Origin of the sequence: Cellulophaga sp. L1A9 (assembly GCF_009797025.1) — a bacterium.
Lineage (GTDB): Bacteria > Bacteroidota > Bacteroidia > Flavobacteriales > Flavobacteriaceae > Cellulophaga.
In genome coordinates, this window is record NZ_CP047027.1 from 625,854 (window position 1) to 645,992 (window position 20,139).

Annotated in this window: 11 protein-coding genes; 2 read left to right on the plus strand and 9 right to left on the minus strand. The window is 33.9% G+C overall.

Annotated features, from left to right (window positions below):
* Positions 1–42: 42 nt before the first annotated feature.
* From GQR94_RS02495 to GQR94_RS02535, 9 genes are all read right to left on the minus strand, one after another.
* Entirely contained in the window at positions 43–891 is an 849-nt protein-coding gene (locus GQR94_RS02495; protein WP_158973985.1) for a DUF1080 domain-containing protein, read from the minus strand.
* A 283-nt stretch (positions 892–1,174) separates the two neighbouring features.
* Positions 1,175–2,674 (minus strand): alpha-L-fucosidase, encoded by a 1,500-nt coding sequence (locus GQR94_RS02500; protein WP_158973987.1) that lies wholly within the window; start codon positions 2,672–2,674, stop codon positions 1,175–1,177.
* Positions 2,675–2,915: 241 nt separating this feature from the next.
* Positions 2,916–4,460 (minus strand): RagB/SusD family nutrient uptake outer membrane protein, encoded by a 1,545-nt coding sequence (locus GQR94_RS02505; RefSeq protein WP_158973989.1) that lies wholly within the window; start codon positions 4,458–4,460, stop codon positions 2,916–2,918.
* 29 nt (positions 4,461–4,489) lie between these two features.
* Complete coding sequence (locus GQR94_RS02510) at positions 4,490–7,456, minus strand: TonB-dependent receptor (protein ID WP_158973991.1); 2,967 nt, start codon at positions 7,454–7,456, stop codon at positions 4,490–4,492.
* Between the two features lie 340 nt (positions 7,457–7,796).
* Positions 7,797–11,933: a hybrid sensor histidine kinase/response regulator transcription factor gene (locus GQR94_RS02515; RefSeq protein ID WP_158973993.1), complete on the minus strand. Its 4,137-nt coding sequence runs from the start codon at positions 11,931–11,933 to the stop codon at positions 7,797–7,799.
* 241 nt (positions 11,934–12,174) lie between these two features.
* Positions 12,175–13,347, minus strand: coding sequence for an alpha-hydroxy acid oxidase (locus GQR94_RS02520; protein ID WP_158973995.1), 1,173 nt, complete (start codon positions 13,345–13,347; stop codon positions 12,175–12,177).
* A 41-nt stretch (positions 13,348–13,388) separates the two neighbouring features.
* The gene (fucP, locus tag GQR94_RS02525) at positions 13,389–14,690 is read right to left on the minus strand and encodes an L-fucose:H+ symporter permease (RefSeq protein ID WP_158973997.1); all 1,302 of its coding nucleotides are present in this window, start codon (positions 14,688–14,690) and stop codon (positions 13,389–13,391) included.
* A 119-nt stretch (positions 14,691–14,809) separates the two neighbouring features.
* Complete coding sequence (aldA, locus tag GQR94_RS02530; protein WP_158973999.1) at positions 14,810–16,249, minus strand: aldehyde dehydrogenase; 1,440 nt, start codon at positions 16,247–16,249, stop codon at positions 14,810–14,812.
* Between the two features lie 230 nt (positions 16,250–16,479).
* Positions 16,480–17,382 (minus strand): helix-turn-helix domain-containing protein, encoded by a 903-nt coding sequence (locus GQR94_RS02535; RefSeq protein ID WP_158974001.1) that lies wholly within the window; start codon positions 17,380–17,382, stop codon positions 16,480–16,482.
* A 108-nt stretch (positions 17,383–17,490) separates the two neighbouring features.
* On the opposite strand from GQR94_RS02535, the gene rhaD reads away from it, so the two are divergent.
* The gene (gene rhaD, locus GQR94_RS02540; RefSeq protein WP_158974003.1) at positions 17,491–18,294 is read left to right on the plus strand and encodes a rhamnulose-1-phosphate aldolase; all 804 of its coding nucleotides are present in this window, start codon (positions 17,491–17,493) and stop codon (positions 18,292–18,294) included.
* 18 nt (positions 18,295–18,312) lie between these two features.
* On the plus strand, positions 18,313–20,100 hold the full coding sequence (locus GQR94_RS02545) for an L-fucose isomerase (protein WP_158974005.1): 1,788 nt from the start codon (positions 18,313–18,315) through the stop codon (positions 20,098–20,100).
* Positions 20,101–20,139: the final 39 nt, after the last annotated feature.

The following is a 20,139-nucleotide window of genomic DNA, read 5'->3' on the forward strand; positions in this document are numbered from 1 at the left end:
TTTTTATTAAAAACAGTTTAAAATGACTTCAATACAAGATTTCTATTTTGAAAGAAATTTTTCCATTGGTATGCTGTGATTAAACTCTTTTATCTCAATATTTTTATAGAATATTTCTGCTGTCTCTGATTGAAAGCCAATAATTCCTGCACTAGGTTTAAGATTAAATGCCATATTAACGACCTCTCCATTAAGCTTATGAATTGTATACTCACCTCCCATTACTATGATTTCACAAGTATTCCATTGGTCATTTAGGCCGTTAAAATTCACTGTGGATTTTGCCTTATGTAGCCATTTTTTTTCCTTGTAAGATTCTTGACCATTGTAGAGAACACCACCTTCATCTGGGAGAAGGTATTCGTTTGTTCTTGGATTAAAATACCAGTCATAATCTTGTCCAGGAGGTCTGATAAGATCACCAGTACCGTTTTTATCTTCAGTTTGAACATATTGAATCTGAAATTCTACACCTGTCGGAAAAACCTTATCATCTGTGATGTGATAATATACTCCGGCATCATACTGCCATTTGTCAAAATAATTTGCCTTTTTTGAACCCCATTTATATTGAAATTTAAGATGATATTTTTCATATATGGCTTTCGTGTATAACATCCCAATAGTTCCATCAGTACCCTCATTAAGGTCTATTTCATCAGGCCAACTATCATCGAAAACATGAATTATTCCATCCTCTATTGCAAAAACCTTTTTTGCCATTTCTGGGTCGTCATTTTTGAGTTTTAGATACCAGCCATCGAAATCTTTTCCATTGAATAGCTTTTCAAATCCATCAGAGGAATTTTCATTCTGAGCATGAACTGTTTCTAAACCAATCCAAATGAATAGAAGAAATACTGACAATAAGTTTACTTTATTTAGCTTCATATTTGTAGTCTTAATTATTCAGCAGATTATTTCTGAATTACTCTTGTTCCTTTCGCAGTCCAATCTTAGTTAAATCAATAGGAATAATTCCCATTTTAATTGCTGGGGAATCAGGTTTAAAACTGAAATCGCCATTTTCTGGATCAACAAACATTGGATCTACAGCACGCCTATTTTTGTTTATACTATTACTATTTTTTAATTATATGTTTTATCGTTTTCTTGATTTAATTTTAATTTGCTTGTTCTATTTTTAAAAGAAACTGAAAGAATTGATTAAACCTTAATCGGAAAACTTAATTCGAAAACCATTCACTATTTTGCCTGGTAGACTTTTAGGGAGTGAAATGTTAAGTGCATCATTAGACTGTTTCCATTTTATTTTTTCTGAACTCCCCATCAACTCAATACTTGCAATCTTTTTATCAAAGACACCACCTTTCGCTAATGTTTTTACAATAATATCCTTAGTGGGTAAAGCCAATATGAATGCATAAAGCACTTCATCTTTAGTTGTAAAGCGAATATCTTCCTGAGTGTAATCGCCATGGTTTTCTCCCTGTCTGCCATCCTTTACTTCTAATAGTCCTTCTCCAAAAAATTTCCAAGGACGTGTTCCATATATACCCTCTCCATTAATCTTAAGAAAATCGCCAAAAGCAGTAAGGTAACCTATCTGCTTTTCTGGTATAGTGCCATCTCCACGAAGCCCTATATTAAGCATTACAACACCGTTTTTACTAATAGCATCTACAGCATTACTTACCATTACTGGAATACTCATTTTATTAATGGAATTTTTATTATAGAACCAATCTCCTGAAAGATCTGTTGCCCATAACCAAGGTTCTGGCTTTATTTCTCCTGCACCACCTCTTTCTAAATTATAGGTAAAAGCAGATCGGTCTACTGTGGCATCTTTTAAGGATAGTACTACTGTTTGCTTGCCATTGTTTTCTTTTAAATCTCGATTTAAGTAATCAGAAAAAAGTTTAACACCAAGTCCTTTACCTGGGCCTATTTTAGGAAAAGGCGCATCGTTATTAAACATATCTGGTTCATACTTTTCTATAATTTCCCAACAACGAGCATACCAGTGTTCATTCCAACTGTCTTGTGAAGCAAATTCTTTAGGGTCATAATTCATATTAAAAAGCTTCCATTCTAAAGTGCCTTCTTTCTGGTATTTACGAGCTGGGCTCCACCATCCAGGTGACCAATATAAGTGGGTTGAAACTCCAAATTTTATTCCATGCTTCGTAGCGGCTTTTTTCCATTCGCCTAGTACATCACGATGGGGTCCCATATCCACAGAATTCCATGGATGCGAAGAATCATACATATCAAAATTATCATGATGGGTAGCTACTGGCATGATAAAACGCGCACCGTTATCCTTAACAAAGGCAACTAAAGCATCTGGATCCCATTTTTCACCTTTAAATAAAGGAATCAATTTTTCGTACCCAAATTCAGACAAAGGTCCATATCTATTTATATGCCACTCTGATAATACTTGTGCCATTTTTTTGCCTCCACCATACATATTTCGACCGTACCAAGACCCATCCAGTGGGCGATCTTCATCTACCGAAGAGGGTATACCCCAGTGAAACCAAACTCCCAATTTACCGTCTACTAACCACTCGGGGACGTGATAATTAGCAGCCATTGATTCCCAATTAGGTTCAATTTCATTTAATGCATCACTCTTAATGGTTTGTCCAGAAATAACACAACTAAATGTGGAGATAATTACAATAGTAGATAGTAATTTAATCATCGTGTGAAAAATTATAGTGGAATCTTTTAAACAAAATCATTAATTAAAAAAAATAGCTGTTGCTATATAAAAAATGATACTTGCGTGTTAAAACCACTAATCTTAGAAGACTAATTAAGTTATAACATTATGCATTTAAGCTATTTCAGAATTAGAAAAATAAATGCGTTAAACACTTATAAATTCAACGCATTTACCCATTCATAGCTATATCATTAAATATATTAAAGATCGAAACGATTTAATCTATCCATAAAGGGTTTTGAACCAATTTACCGCCAATAGTTTCACTTTGAATAAGATCATCAAGTGGTACTGGATATTGTGTATACCTCCCAGCTGGAGCACCTGATATAATATCAGCCTCAGCTTGTGCACGTGCTATAGCCTCTGTAGTAGCTCCTGCAGCTGTTTCCGCGGCTGGCAAACCAATAACCGTAGCATCCAATATTCCCCAACGGATAAGATCTCTTTTTCTACCCCAATAACCTTCACCAACTAGTTCCCAAGCTCTTTCATTACGAATATCTTGAATTGTGATTGATCCGTAATCTGGCAAATCTGTTCTCTTTCTTATAGCATTTATAGCATCAAGTGCTGCTTGATTAGATCCACCTAGCATAAATTCAGCCTCTGCTAGTAATAGATAGGCATCTGCCAGTAAAAATATACGTGCTGGTTGACTTGAATTATTTGTAGGTTCTTCAACAGCAAATAAAGGATCGCTTGGTGGTACAGGTCCGCTCATTAACTTTGGCAAATAGGTCCATGCGAATTTGATGTTCGTTGTGGTACCTGCTAATGTATAATTATCCCATACATTATATGGTTTTCTTGCATCATTATCATCGTAAGTGTTTGCAAAGCTTTTTCTTAAAGTATATGGTGCAGATCCATTGCTTATACCTACTTCAGTAAACGCACTACGTGCTCCAGAATCTCCTGCAAGATTAGGGCGTGCTACAGTATTAATAGTACTTAATACATCTTGTAGGTATTGTTTGCCAAAAATAATCTCTGAATGAACTTCATTTCCTTCTCTATACTTGTCTGCATAATCAGCATGTAATTGATGTGGTGATTTGGTAGTTACTTCAAGAAGTTCTTCACGAGCTTCAGCCCATTCTTCCAACCAAATATGTGCATGGGCTTTTAACATACGTGCGGCCCATACTGTTGGTCTTCCATCATTATCGCCCCATGTAGCTGTAGATAAATACCCAGATTTAATAGCAGTATCCAAATCTTGAATCATATTTGAAATAACGACAGTATCATCTGTTTGCCCAAATAAGGAAACTTCTTCTATATTTGTCAACTCATCAGTAATATAAGGTACATCTCCATATGTTGTAGCAAGATTTATATATTGAAATGCTCTAAAGAAAAGTGCTTGTGCTTTTATATTTCCTTTTACTTCATCTGACAAGACAGTATTCTTTTCCATACTGGCTAAGACTAAATTAGCATCCTTTATTGTAGAATATTGAGTTGCCCATAAAAGTCGATTATCACTTACATCAAATTCGTAAGCGCCAAACTTATGTGAAGCTGCTAAGCTTATTCTACCTGAAACGCCCACATCGGTTCCTAAAAAGAAAAGAAAACCAGCACTTCCTACCTCCGAATTTAACTCGTTTAGCGCTAAAATTGCCTCAGCTTCATTTTTGAAGAATGTTTCAGGGGTTAATAAACCTCGTGCGTCTTCATCTAAATAATCGTTGCAACTGATGCTTATACCCAAAAAGGCAATCATCAAAACTTTGGTTATATATTTATTTTTCATTTTTACTGTTTTAATAGTTAATATTTGAATTAGAAACTAACATCAATTCCTATAAGAAGAGATCTATTTTGTGGATATGCTATATTATCGAAACCTCGTTGAAGATTACTTCCTGTGCTTACATCTGGATCAAAACCTACGTAATCTTTAGATTTAACTAAGAAAAGATTTGTACCTGTAAAATAAACTCTAAGTTTATCAAATCCACTAATCAAATCTCCTGGAAAGTTATACCCTAATTGTAAGGTACTCAAACGTAAATAACTTGCATCTTGTACATATAAACTACTTGAAAGGTCATAATTATTACTATTAAAAGCAGGGTACTGCGCATTTTCCGTATTATTTACAGACCACATATTATTACGAATTGAAGCAAAACTGTTTGTACTAATTTCATTTACACGAAAAAATTCTTCACTATAGTTTTCATTACCTACACTAAATGCAAAGAATGCAGATAAATCTATATTTTTATATCTAAAATTGGTTTGCAGTCCACCATAAAAGTCAGGATTTGCATTTCCAATAATTTGGTCATCAAATTCTTCACTATATATACCATCTGGCACTCCATCAGGACCACTTATGTCTTCAAAAATAGCGTCTCCAGTAGTAGGGTCAAATCCTAAATATTTGGCACCCCAGAATATACCTACAGGCTGACCTACCATTAATCTACTTGCTTCATCCGTAGCTGGAGCACCTAGGTTTTTAGTTGAAAGAAATGTACTCTGCCCTAAATCTAAAACTTCATTTTCATAAGTAGATATGGACAATGAAGCATCCCATTGAAAATCGTCTGTATTAATAATTTTTCCACTTAAAGTTACATCAATACCTTTATTCTCAACCGCTCCGATATTTGTAAGTAGCGTTGTAACACCTGTAAAATCAACTGTATTTTCGGCTAACAATAAATCTGTAGTTTTTTTATAGTAAACATCAACCTCAGCGGAAAGTCTTCTTTTAAATATAGAAAATTCAAGACCAGCATCATATTGATCTGTTAGTTCCCATCCGAGATTAGGTTTTGCTATCTGACCTTGAGTTACACCTGGAACCGATACTCCATTTACAAGAATTGTATTGCCAACAATACCATAGTTAGCAATTGTTACGAAAGCAGCTACACCTGAATTTCCTGTTCTACCATAATTAACTCTTAATTTTAGGTCATCTATAGCATCTACATCTTTGAGAAAAGATTCTTCTTTTACTTTCCATGCAATTGATGCTGATGGGAAGTTTGCGTATTTCTCATTGAATCCTAGACTTGACTTACCATCTCTTCTGAGAGATGCATTGAAAATGTATCTATCCTTGTAGATGTAACTAACTCTACCAAAAACCCCAAGTTGATGAATTTCATTATAACCAGAAGTTATTCCGACGCTTTCTGCCGGTGCCAATTGAATGGCATTTACACCTACACCATCACTAGGTAAATCGCCTGCCGTAATCTGAACACTCTCGCTATTCATAGTTTGAAACGAAGCACCTGCTAAAATATTTAGAGAATGATCTCCAAACATTTCTGTATAGTTAAGCGTATTTTCATTTAAAAATTCTTGATTGTTGGATCTGTTCACAATTGCTCGGGCCAATTGATTACCATTTTGAATAAAACTGGGATTGGTTGAAGGCGTAAAACGATGACGTTTGTTGTAAACAAAGTCTCCTCCAAATGTAGATTTCCAAGATAACTTATTATCAAATAAATCTGCTTGGACGTATGTATTTATAAAAATCTTATCTAGAATGGTGTTGTCATCATCTAATTCAGCATTAGCCAACAAATGATCTGTTGCGTTTCCTAAAATATGATTCACACCAATAAAATAATTTCCATCTTCATCATAAACAGGCTTTGATGGATCTTCTCTTAATAAAGCTGTAAAACCAACTGTATTATTTTCATTATCCGTTCTTGAAAGGGCTAAATTTAAACCTGCTTTAAAAGTCTTTGAAAACTTAAAATCAATATTGGAACGTAAACTGTATCTATCAAAACCGGAGCCTTTAACTATACCTTCTTGAGTAAGATAACCACCTGAAACAAAATATTTGACTGCTTCACTACCGCCACTAACAGACAACTGATAATCAGACAACACTGCTGATTTTGTCAACTCTCTTTGCCAGTTGGTATCTGTTGCAGGAAGATCATTTAGATCATAAGGTAAATTATTTTGATCTGGAGCGATGGTGTTAAACCAGGTTGCCAGTTCACGAGTTGTTTGTACATCAATTTCATTTGGTAAAGTTTGGATACCAGAAGACGCTCTAAAGTTTACAACTGGCTTACCAGTTTTACCTTTTTTTGTAGTAATAATAATTACACCATTTGTACCTCGAGCACCATATATTGCTGTTGAAGATGCATCTTTTAATATTTGCATGGATTCTATATCATTAGGGTTTAATGATGCAATATTATCAGCGCCTACAAAACCATCTATCACATACAAAGGGCTATTTCCCCCCGTTATTGAGTTACCTCCACGAATAATAATATCAGGAGCACTACCTGGCGACCCATTTGAAGAGGTGACCTGAACACCTGATGCTCTACCTTGAAGAGCATTTAGTGGATTAGAAGTTGGCGCCACATAGGCTTTTTCAGTATCTACAGTAGAAACCGCTCCTGCCAAATCTTTTTTCTTTACAGTACCATAACCAATAACAACTACCTCGTCTAAATTTGAAGCATCTTCTTCTAAAACAACACTTAAACTAGTCTGAGTGCCAGCAGCTATTTCTTTTTTAGCATAACCTATATAAGAAATAACCAGTATTGCATTATTTCCACTAACATTAATGGAGAAATTACCATTAAAATCAGCTTGTGTCCCATTTGTTGTCCCTTTTTCTAGGATGGTTGCTCCGGGTAGTGGTAGTCCCGCGGCATCTTTTATTACACCAGTTATTGTCTTACTTTGCGCAAAGACAACTACGGATATCATAAACATAATTGTAGCTAAAATTTGTTTCATAATTTAGTTGAGTTAAGTTAATTGTTCGTTTCAGTGCTCATATATTTTTCACAGGTCATTCTTATGACAAAAATTTTTTATATTGCTCTGGTCTTAAAAAATTAATTTTATTAAATTCAAAAAAAATAACTATAATTTTTACAGAGCTATCATTAAATCCATCTTCAATTATTGATTTGCAAAAAATCACACCTAATTTTAACGACCTCCACAAATTTGCATAAACCTTTTAAAAGTAGTCTTACTCAAATCATGCAATTTGCTTGCACGATTTGAGTAAGACTACTAAAACCAATGAAAAACCTAGTAAACAAAGGGTTTTCCTAAATTATCTTGTGAATTAATTTATGTTTTTGACAAATTCAGAAGGAGAAACTCCATGAATTTTTTTGAAAGTTGACGAAAAATAAGATTTTGATTCAATCCCAATTTCAAACATGATATCAGATGCAGATAATTTTTTATCTGCAGTCAATAATTCAGCGGCCTTTTGCAGACGGAAATTTCTAAGATAGGCATTGGGAGCCTGACCTGTAAGTTCCTTTAATTTTCTATAAAAGTGGGAGGTACTCATTCCTATATCCGAAGCCAGTTCTTCTACTCCAAACGAAGAATTAGCCATATTTTTATCAATGGAAATATTAATATTCTCTAAGAACTCCTTATCCTTGACCGAATTTAATAAGGCCTCCTTTGGCATGAAACTATTTCTAGAAAAATACTCAAAAATGCGTTTTTTATTTTCGATAAGTGTTTTTACGCGAACTTCTAAATACTTAATCGAAAACGGTTTTACAATGTAATCATCAGCACCTAATTCCAAACCTTTAATTTCTTTAAGATCATCATCCATTGCGGTTAATAGTATTACGGGAATATGACAAAATTCTGTATTGGATTTAATTTTTTCACACAACTCATATCCATTTAGCTTTGGCATCATTACATCACTAATTACCAATTGGGGAAGATTTTCGTTTATTTTCTTCAGCCCCTCTTCGCCATCACCTGCGAGTACTACATTATAATTATGCTTGAACGATTCATATAGAAAAGTACGTACATCAATTTCGTCGTCTATTACTAATAAAGTGGGACGGGAAATATCTAAAGCTTCATTTTGAATGTCCTCCAATTCCACAGGCAACCAATCGGTCACTAAAGTTTGATACTTATTCAACATACCCTCTTCCACATAATCGCCCTTATCAACAATCGGTAGCATAATCCTTAAAGCGGTTTTTTCAGTATTGCTGGTAACCGTAATAGTGCCCTCCATAAGTTCAACCAATGATTTGCATAATGCTAATCCAATTCCAGTACCACTCCAGTCATTCTTTTCATCAATACCTCGATAAAACCGATCAAATATTCTATTGATTTTTTCTTGTGGAATCCCCTCACTTGTGTTTGTAACTTGAATAAATAAAGATTCATTTTCATTTTCACAGAAAAAACCAGCCTCAATATTCACTTCACGTTTTTCATTTGAATATTTCACTGCATTTGAGAACAAGTTTAAAAGAATACGCTCAGTTTTATCTATATCCAATGAAATTAGTTTATTCGGATCATCAATCTTATAATAAAAATTTAGAAGGGCTTTTTGAGAAAATTCTTCAAAAGCCGCCATCAATGGATAAATAAAATTTCCCAAAGTTATTTTTGAATAATTCAAATTTAGATGCCCGGTTTCTGCTTTTCTATAGGAAATTAGTTGGTCAATAAGCCGTTGTAGTCTTGATATATTATTTTTAATAATAGAAAAGTATTTCTGATTATCTGTATCGCTACGCTGCTCAGCGATTTTTTCAAGCGGTCCAATAATTAGAGAAAGTGGTGTTTTAAAATCATGAGATATATTGGTAAAGAATCTTAGCTTGGCTTGATTCATCTCTTGCACTCTTTCCTTATCCAATTGTTCAAACTTAAGTTTTTGGTTTAATTTTTCAAGCTTTAGTAAATATTTAAGAACAGCATAAGTGATAAGGGCCAACAAAATTATCCATAAGGTGATGCTCCACCATTGCGCATACCATGGAGCCAAAACTTCTATAATTAAAGTTGCTGTATAAGCTGTCCACACACCATCACCATTAGCACCTTTATATAAAAATTTATAAGTACCTGAACTTAAATTGGTATACGTTGCAGTTGCTTTTCCTGCATCAACCTCAATCCAATCTTTATTTACTCCTACCAATTTATATGCTAATTTATTTTTATTAGGTGTCGCGCTATGTTGAACAATGATATCTAAACTTAAATTCCTACTATTATTATCTACTACCAATGTATGGGTATCTGAAATTGAACTTTCGAGAACAACCTTATTATTATTTTTTTTACCTACTACAATAGGCTGATTATTTATTTTCAGTCTAGAGATTAATATTTTTGGGGCAATATTGTTTTTTTTAATTTGACTTGGCTTAAAAACAGTTAGTCCCCCGACACCTCCCATGAGCATGGTTCCATTTTTTGTTTTCAAATAGGCAGATTGTCTAAAATTATTGCTTAAAATACCATTATTAACGTCGTAGAAGTCAAATGTTTCGGTTACGGGATCAAAACGACCAATTCCCATGTCGGTACTTAACCATAATTCTTCGTCATCATCTTCTAAAATTCCATAAATTGCTTCATCCCTTAGACCATCTTTTTTATGATAACTTTTAATGTCAACTGGTTCGCCCACAGAGTCTAACTGTATTTTCATTAATCCTCCTCCGAATGTTCCCAACCAAATATTCTTATTACTACTCTTATGTATTGAAAACACTGGATTATTACTTAGTTTTAATGCATTATTATCAAGATTGGATGTTAAATGATTTTTTATTACCCATTTATTTCGGTCGAGAGCAACTCTAAAAACTCCGTAGTCGGTTGCAAACCAATAATTCTCATAATCATCCTTTAAGTATTCATTAATATGATTATTCTTTCCTATCTCAAACAGGGGCTTCCCTGCTTCCAAAGGACTGTTAGATGAAATATGGTTCCAAGGATTATTTAACACAATGACATTGGAACCTCCCAAAATAATTTGGTCTGTATTGATTTGATCTATCAAACGAAAAAAAACGGGGCTTATCAATTTACCGTCAACTTTGATTTGCAAGTTCTTTAGCTGATCATTTTTTTCATCATACAAATAAAGTCCTTCATTTGTCCCAATCCACCAATAGTCCTTCTGATCTTGATATAAACTAAGAATCCATTGCCCTTCCAAGGTTTCTAGTTGTTTTTCCAACCTATTGAACTGAACCTGGCTAACCGTTTTTATATCCAATCTATCTTTCGTGCTGCAAACCACACTTTCAAAAAATGAAATCCAAATCTTGCCATCTTTTGCCTCCGTAATGTCTGTTATTAAATTGCTCGATAATGATTCATCATCATACGGATTATGTATATAATTTTGAAAGGGTTTTTGGTTTTTGTCAAATTTATTGAGCCCACCTTGCGCAGTCCCAATCCATAATACACCGAAAGCATCTTCAGAGAAACAGTTGACACGATTGCTCGTCAAGCCATTATTATATTTAGAATCAAATTTGAAGGATACGAATTCTGATTGGTTGGGATCGTAGTGCAGGATGCCATTTTTTTTTGTTCCAATCCATAATTTTTTCTCCTTATCAAGGTATAATGATAAAATATCATGTGCTAGGGTTGCTTTTTCGTGTTTCGAAGTAAAATAGGAACCTATAGTAATCAATCGACTATTTTCAAGAAAAGTTTGATAAAGCCCAGAATTTGTGCCTATCCACAAGGAATTGTCCACTTTAATTATTTTCTTAACTTCATCTATCTGATCATTTAATTGTAGTGTAAATATTTCTGTCCTGTAATTTTCATTTTCATAAAAATTAACTTTATAGACACTTTCTTCAGTGGCTACCAATAATTCTGAATCCGAATAAAATTCAATATCTGTAATGGATGAATTACCTAAGGTACTTTTTAGATTAATTTCAGCTATTTTTTTGACCATCTCAGGATTGGCTTGACCAGCATCATAAACTTCTATTTTATTGTCATCGCCTATCCATACCCTATTATTAGAATCTTCTTTTATAAAGAGTCCTTTTTTAGTAGTTTTTTTGATTGGAATAAATTGTTCTCTATCTGTTAAATAAATACTAAGACCTTCTCTTGTTCCAATCCAAAGTCTACCTTTGGAATCACTTAAAAGATGAGAAACGTAATTATTGATTAGGGATTGTGAATTTTCATGGTCATGGTAATAATAGTCAAATGAATACCCATCATACCTAACCAAACCATTTGGAGTTGCTATCCATAAATACCCTTTAGAGTCAGATACAATGGCATTCACAGTATTTTGATAAAACCCTTGTTCACTATGAAATGATTCTATCAATTGATTGCTTGACTGAACATTTTCATTTTGAGCAAAAGTAATGCTCATCCATAAAAAGCTTAAAAGGTATAGTATCCCTACTTTCATATGCTATCATTTTTTAAAAAAATAACTATTAATCTAGTCCAATTAATACATGTAATTCTGATACATTTGGCGTTTATACTTAAAAAGAGCAAAGAATAATTGTATTATTATTTTTTTATAAATTACAAATTAATTCCTTTATAAATAATAAAAGGAATTTAATAAATATGAAGATTTGGAAATTTTAAATTCGTGCTTAAAATTATTTTTTAATTTAGGTACGTTATTTATATTGAAAGTACTATTTCAACTTATCAATTAAGTGATTCGGAAAATCTTGAGTTTTCTCACAACAGATCTGCTCCATAACCTGTTGTAATTCGGTTTTTAAAAGAGAAATTGTATGGTCTCCACCTGATTTACCCAATGCAGATACGCCATACATAAAAGAACGACCTAAAAAGGTGAACTCCGCACCACTTGCTAAAGTTCTGGCAATATCTGGTCCTGAACGTAAACCACTATCCATCATTACTTTAATATCTTTACCGTATTTCTCAGCAATTCTTGTTAATGGTTTTATAGCAGATTCTCCTGCATCTAATTGTCTTCCTCCATGGTTGGAAACAATAATTCCATCCAATCCTAAACTAATTGCTTTTTCAGCATCCGCTTCGTTAGCAACTCCTTTTATAACCAATTTACCTTTCCACATATCACGGATTGGTTTAATCTTCTCTTCATTCAGCCTTCCAGAAAACGTATCATTCATAAATTTACCCAACTGCCTTAAATCCAAGCCTTTTGGCATATAAGGCTTTAAGGTTTCAAAATTAGGTTGTCCGTATTTTAAGGTATTCATAGCCCATTCTGGTCTACCCAAAACTTGAAGTATATTAGCAATAGACATTTTAGGTGGCATTGCCAATCCGTTTCTTATATCTCTTGGTCGAAAACCAAAGGTAGGTACGTCGGAAAGAATAACTAAAACAGGACATTCCGCTGCTTCAGCTCTTTTGATAATATCATCTCTTAGCCTATTTTCAGTAGGGTGATATAATTGAAACCATCCTTTTCCTTCAGTAATTTCAGCAACTCTTTCGATGCTAGAGGTGGTTACTGTGCTCAGTATAAATGGAATATTATGTTCATAAGCTGCCTTGGCTAAAATTTCGGGTGCATTAGGCCACATTAAACCTTGAAGACCAACTGGTGCAATACCAAAAGGTGCATCATACGTATGTCCGAATAATTCTGTTTTCATATCAGAACCTGTATGCTTACTTAAATAATAAGGCAATAGTTCTACGTCTCTAATTTCTGATGTGTTTTTATGAAGGTTTACATCTTCATTACAACCTCCGTCTAAATATTCAAAAGCAAATTTTGGAATCTTTTGTTTCGCTCTAGTTCGTAAATCGTCTACGGAAGGGTATTTCGTATTAATTTTGATTTCTTTTTTATGCTTAGCCATCTTTAGAGAATCGTTTTTTTTAATGAAATTTATTTTTTAATTTAATTTGCATGAACCTTAAGTGTTCTATACCCATAAACTGCAATAAAGCAAAAGCATATAAAAGGCAATATAAAAGATGCATTCACGGCAGCAAAGGAACCAACAGTTCCCATATCAATAATAGAACCCTGTAAAATTGGCATTAGAGCTCCTCCTACAATTGCCATTACCAATCCGGCTGCGCCAAGTGTTGAATCTTCTTCACTTAAACCATTAAGTGCAATACCATAAATAGTTGGAAACATTAACGACATAAAAGCGGAAGTTGCAACAAGTAAATACAGTCCTATCAAGCCTTCTATCATTATCACTCCTAATGTAGTTGCCATAGCACATAGCGCAAATATCATTAGCAACTTTTTTGCGTTTATATACTTCATTAAATAAGTAGTAATAAATCTACTTGTTAAAAAAATACCCATGGCTACAATATTATAATTTTGAGCAGTTGCTTTTGAAATACCTAAATTATCTGCATATTGAATAATGAATGTCCAACACATAATTTGTGCGGCCACATAAAATAATTGTGCCAAAACACCTTCACGATATTTACCGTTTTTAAATAATCTTTTAAATGAATCTATAGCAGCTCCTTGTTTATGCGTGTTCTCCCTTTTAGGCATTTTGGAAAATGAAATAACAACCAACATTGCAATAACTACAACCCCAAGTATTACATAAGGATTTCTAATAATTACTAAATCGTGTGTTCTAATAACCGCTTTTTGGGCTTCGTCTAAGGTGGTAAAAATCAATTCTCCCATCTCGTTTCTTTTGTCAGAATCTAAAGCGGTTAGAATAAATTTTGAAGCTACAAACATTCCCAAAAGAGACCCAATTGGATTAAAAGCTTGGGCTAAATTCAAACGTTGTGTAGCAGTACGATCGTCCCCCATTGATAAAATATATGGATTTGCTGTAGTTTCTAAAAAAGCCAATCCGAATGTTAGAATATAAAGTGACCCTAGAAAAAACCAAAAAACTTCAAACTTTGCTGCAGGATAAAATAATAATGCCCCAAAAGCGTAAAGTGCAAGTCCTAAAAGAATACCCTTTTTATAGCTGTATTTTCTAACAAAAAGCGCTGCAGGTATTGCCATTGTCGCATAACCACCGTAAAACGCAAATTGCACCAATGCAGCCTTAGCGGTAGATATTTCCATTACTGTACCAAAAGCTGCCACCATAGGATTTGTAATATCATTAGCAAAACCCCATAAAGCAAATAATGAAGTAATTAAAATAAAGGGGATTAGAACCTCTTTGGAGACTATTGGAACTTTTTCTGTATTCTTCATTTTTAACGTTTAATTAATGCGGTATTTGAAACGAAAGGAGCATACTATAATTTAAATAAAGAATTTTATCATATAGTACGCTCACTAAACTTAAACAACTAACTCAATATTTTGCAGCACTATCGGTACTGTGCATATATAACTTTGGTTTGTAAGTATTCTTCCATTCCATGTTTTCCATCTGCACCGCCTAAACCTGATTTTTTCCAACCTGCATGGAATCCTTGAATAGCTTCAAAGTGCTCTCTATTTACATAGGTTTCCCCGTATTCCAATTGATCACAAGCATGCATCACTTTATTGAAATTTTCAGAAAATATAGACGATGTTAAGCCATATTCACTATCATTTGCCAAAGCAATTGCTTCATCTAAAGTTCCAAATTTCATTACAGGCAAAACCGGTCCAAAAACTTCTTCTTGAATGATTTGCATTTTTTGTGTAACATTTGTCAATAAAGTAGGTTCATAAAAATATCCTTTATCAAATTTTGATGACCGATTACCCCCAACAACTACTTCTGCTCCTTCTTTTTTAGCATATTCAACCATTTCGGTCACTTTATCAAGCTGTGCTTTTGACACCATACTACTCATATCTGGATTGTTTGTAGCAAAAGCATCTTCAACTTTTATTTCCTTCATTTTCTTAGTAGCCATAGCCATGAATTCATCATATATAGAATCCTCTACATAAACACGTTCTGCACAATTACAAACTTGGCCGCTATATATAATTCTAGATGAAACTACAGCATTTACAGCTAATTCTAAATTAGCATCAGCACATACAATTGCTGGAGCCTTACCTCCAAGTTCCAAGGATACTTTAGTCAAGTTTTTTGATGCCGCTTCCATCACCTTTTGTCCTGCAAATACACTTCCAGTTAAACTTATTATTCCAGTAATTGGGCTTGTTGTCAGCGCATTACCAACAACAGGACCTGTACCACAAACAACATTAAGAACTCCTGCAGGAAGATTTACTTTTTCAATCAACCCAATAAATTCCATAATGGTATTTGGAGCAATACAACTTGGTTTAATTACACAGGTATTTCCGGTCACCAATGATGGTGCTATTTTACGAGCTGCCACAAAAAACGGAAAGTTCCATGGACAAATTCCAACAGCAACTCCTATAGGGGCTTTATGTAAAAAAATATGTTCTTTACTACGATCACTTTGTATAATTTCACCTTCAATTCTTCTAGCCCAACCTGCATTATAGTCAAAGTAATCTGCAGTAACATCAATCTCAACTTGTGCCAATCCTATAACCTTTGCCTGCTCTTTCGCCAATGTTTCAGCCAAGAAAACTCTATTTTCTCGAATTACATCTGCCATTTTATGCAAATATATTGCTCTTTCATTAGCCGTAAGTGATTTCCAAGAGTGTTGCGCTGCTTTTGCTGCTTCTAAAGCTGCATTAGCATCTGCTACTGAACCCTGAGGTATAAGCGACAGGACTTCTTCAGTACAAGGGTTTAAAACTTCCGTGGTATCAGAGGAAGTTGATTTCACAAACTTGCCATTGATGTATTGTTTAAATTCTTTCATAATTCCTGTTTTGTTTATTAGATATTAGTTAATAACAAAAATGATTGTCCTTTAAAGAGATTTATTACTATTATAAATAATCTAAAACTATTTATTTGAAAAAGGATGATCGTTGAATTACAAAGTTGAAAAATAAATGCAGAAAATATTTATCTATATTAATCTACTTTATGTATAATTTAAACATCATTAATTCTACCAATAGAATATTAAAAGAAATATAAAACAAATTAAGTAGTATATCTACCCGATTTATAGAGGGCTGGAGAAATTCCAGTTATGGCCTTAAAGACCCTCGAGAAATGATAACGGTCGGAAAATCCTAACTTAAATGAAATACTTTCAATGGTTTCATTTGTATGTTCAAAAATTTCACAGGCTTTTGCTATTTTTCTGTTCTGGATAAAGTTATGAAGGGTAATGTTCATTTCTTCTTTAAATAGCCTCGCAAATGAATTGGGAGCCATATTAACAAGTTTCGCCAGCTTAGAATTACTTAATTTTTCTCCAATATTTGCTTCAATAAATCGGTGAACTATTAATACACGTTCATCAATATTTATTGTTTTCCACAACTCCGGACCAATATTAGAAATGGCTTCTTTTATAAAGGCTTGTAACTTTAAATTAAAAGTCAACTTAAAGTCGTGGTTATCAATCTTTAACCTTTCAGTTAAATATATTAAACGTTCTTGTAAATGCTTCGTCAATGCTACCCTAAATATTCCTGGAAATACGTTGTCAAATGGTGTTCCAAGATTAAAATGTGTGAAAAAATGAAGTAGATATTTTTTTTCATGATAATCCTCATTATGCTTTTCTGAAAGATTTTCGCCAGAAACATGTATCCCTGAAGTGTACTTATGATTTTTTAAATAGCGAGTAGAAAAAGATGTAAATGGAGCAATAATATACAAATTATTGGATTCCATTTTATATACATTATCCTGAAGTGTTAATTCCCCTCCTTCATTTTTATTCCAATAAATCCGCCAAAACGGAAATACCATATCATGGCAATCCCATACATCAAGATACCAATATCTACAACATAGCAATTTTAATCTAACATCAATAAAATTTTGTTTTTTGATGGAAGGATCTCCTAACTCCAACTTATTTACAAATGACATATTAATGATATGTTTAAATTATACACAAATATACTAATTTTGAATATCTCTTTTTTTTACATCTTATGCTAATTTTACCATCAGAGAATAATTAAATATTGTCTTTCTATGAGTGATATAAAACTTCCAATTGAAGTACAAAAAGAATTAAAGAAAATCTCAACGGTTGCTGGCTATTTATGGCAAAGAGAATGGGCTGAAAGAAATGCCGGTAACATTTCTATGAATCTAACATCTTTTTTCAACAAGGAAGATGTGTTGAAACAAACGAAGAATAAAAATTATACTGATTTCGATTTTCCAAAAGGCACAGCTGGTTATATTCTGTTTATAACGGGCACGGGTTGTTACTTAAGGAGTTTAGTTGACAGTATTGAAGAAGCTTCATGTATTTTACATATTAATGACGATGCTACAGGATATACTATAATTTGGGGTGGAAAAAGAGAAGGTTTTGGACCTACTTGTGAATTAATTTCCCATTCGAGCATTCATTTGTTCAATAGTATTCATAACCCAGAGAATTTAGCGGTTGTTCACACACATCCAATAGAATTAATTTGCATGAGTCATCATGAATTATTTAATAATGAAGAAGAACTAAATAGACAAATTTGGATGATGTGTCCAGAAGTACGTGTTTTTGTTCCTAAAGGAATTCACTGTACGTCTTATGCGCTATCAAGTACTGCCGCGCTGGCAGAAGTAACAATGGAAGCTTTTAAAACTAGAAATATCTCCTTATGGGAAAAACATGGGGCAACTGCAACAGCTCCTGATGTAATGCAAGCTTGGGACTTTTTAGATGTGGCAAACAAAGGGGCTAAAATGTTAATGATGTGTTGGGCTGCAGGATTTAAACCTGCCGGTCTTTCTGATGCTCAATTAAAAGAATTAGAGCAATTCACATAAAATATTAAACGAATAAGAATGAATAGATTAATAGGAAGACTCCCGAAAATTGGAATCCGTCCAGTTATAGACGGCCGCGAACTTGGGGTAAGAGAATCATTGGAGGATCAGTGTATGGATATGGCGAAAGCCGCAGCCAAATTAATTGAAGGTAACTTACGTTTCCCTAGTGGTGAAAAAGTAGAATGTGTTATTGCAGATACTACAATTGGTGGGGTTGCAGATGCTGCTGCTTGCGCCGATAAATTTAAAAGAGAAGGTGTCGAAGTTTCACTAACCGTTACACCTTGCTGGTGTTATGGGACAGAAGTTATGGACACCGACCCATCAATGCCGAAAGCAGTATGGGGATTTAATGGTACCGAAAGACCAGGCGCTGTATATTTAGCAGCAGCTTTAGCTGGTTATTCTCAAAAAGGCCTGCCTGCATTTGGTATTTATGGACGAGAAGTGCAAGATGCTGGAGATATGAGCATACCAAAAGATGTTGAAGAAAAATTACTGCGTTTTACAAAAGCTGCCTTAGCTGTTGCCCAAATGAAAGGGAAATCTTATTTATCCATCGGTTATAGTTCTATGGGAATTGCTGGCTCTATGGTAGATGTGAATTTTTTACAAGATTATTTTGGCATTCGTGCCGAATTTGTCGAATCTGTTGAGTTATTACGCAGAATGGATGAAGGTATTTACGATAAAGAAGAATATAAAAAAGCATTTGCATGGACCAAAGTAAATTGTATCGAAGGTAAAGATTACAATAGCCCTGAAGCTCAAAAATCTGCAGAAGTAAAAGACAAAGAGTGGGAAAAGGTTATTAAAATGACACTTATTTGTCGTGATTTATTGATTGGTAACCCAAAATTAAAAGCATTAGGATTTGGTGAAGAATCAAAAGGTCGAAATGCTATAATGGGAGGTTTCCAAGGTCAACGTCAATGGACAGATTACCAACCAAATGCCGATTTTACAGAATCTATTTTAAATTCATCATTTGATTGGAATGGTATTCGTCAAGCTTATGTTTTCGCTACTGAAAATGATTGCTTAAATGCAGTTTCGATGTTGTTTGGTCATTTATTAACCAATACAGCTCAAATATTTTCTGATGTAAGAACTTATTGGAGTCCTGAATCGGTAGAACGTGTTACAGGTAAAAAACTAACTGGTATTGCTAAAGACGGTATCATCCACTTAATTAATTCTGGCTCTACTACTTTAGATGCTACTGCACAACAATCAGATAAGGATGGTAATCCAACCATGAAACCTTATTGGGATATTAGTAAAGAAGAAGCTCAAAAATGTCTCGATAATACCAAATGGCCTGCTGCTATTGGTGAATACTTTAGAGGTGGTGGATTTTCTTCTCAATTCAAGACCAAAGGAACTATGCCGTTAACAATGTGCAGAATCAATTTGGTCAAAGGTATTGGTCCAGTTCTTCAAATTGTTGAAGGATGGAGCGTTGAGCTACCTGAAGGCATACACACTATTTTAGACGAAAGAACAAATCCTACATGGCCTACAACTTGGTTTGTACCAAGAGTAACAGGTAAAGGCTTCTTTAAAGATGCTTATTCTGTAATGGCAAAATGGGGTGCAAATCATGGCGCAATTTCACATGGACATATTGGTGTAGATTTAATCTCTCTGGCATCATTATTAAGAATTCCTGTGAATATGCACAATGTACCTGATGATGATGTTTTCCGTCCAAGTGCATGGTCTGCCTTTGGTGAAAATCTTGAGTCTGCAGATTATAAGGCTTGTGCTACTTACGGTCCTCTCTATGGATTTAAGTCATAAAGAAATGAAGTAAAAAACAGGATCTATAAAATTTGAGTT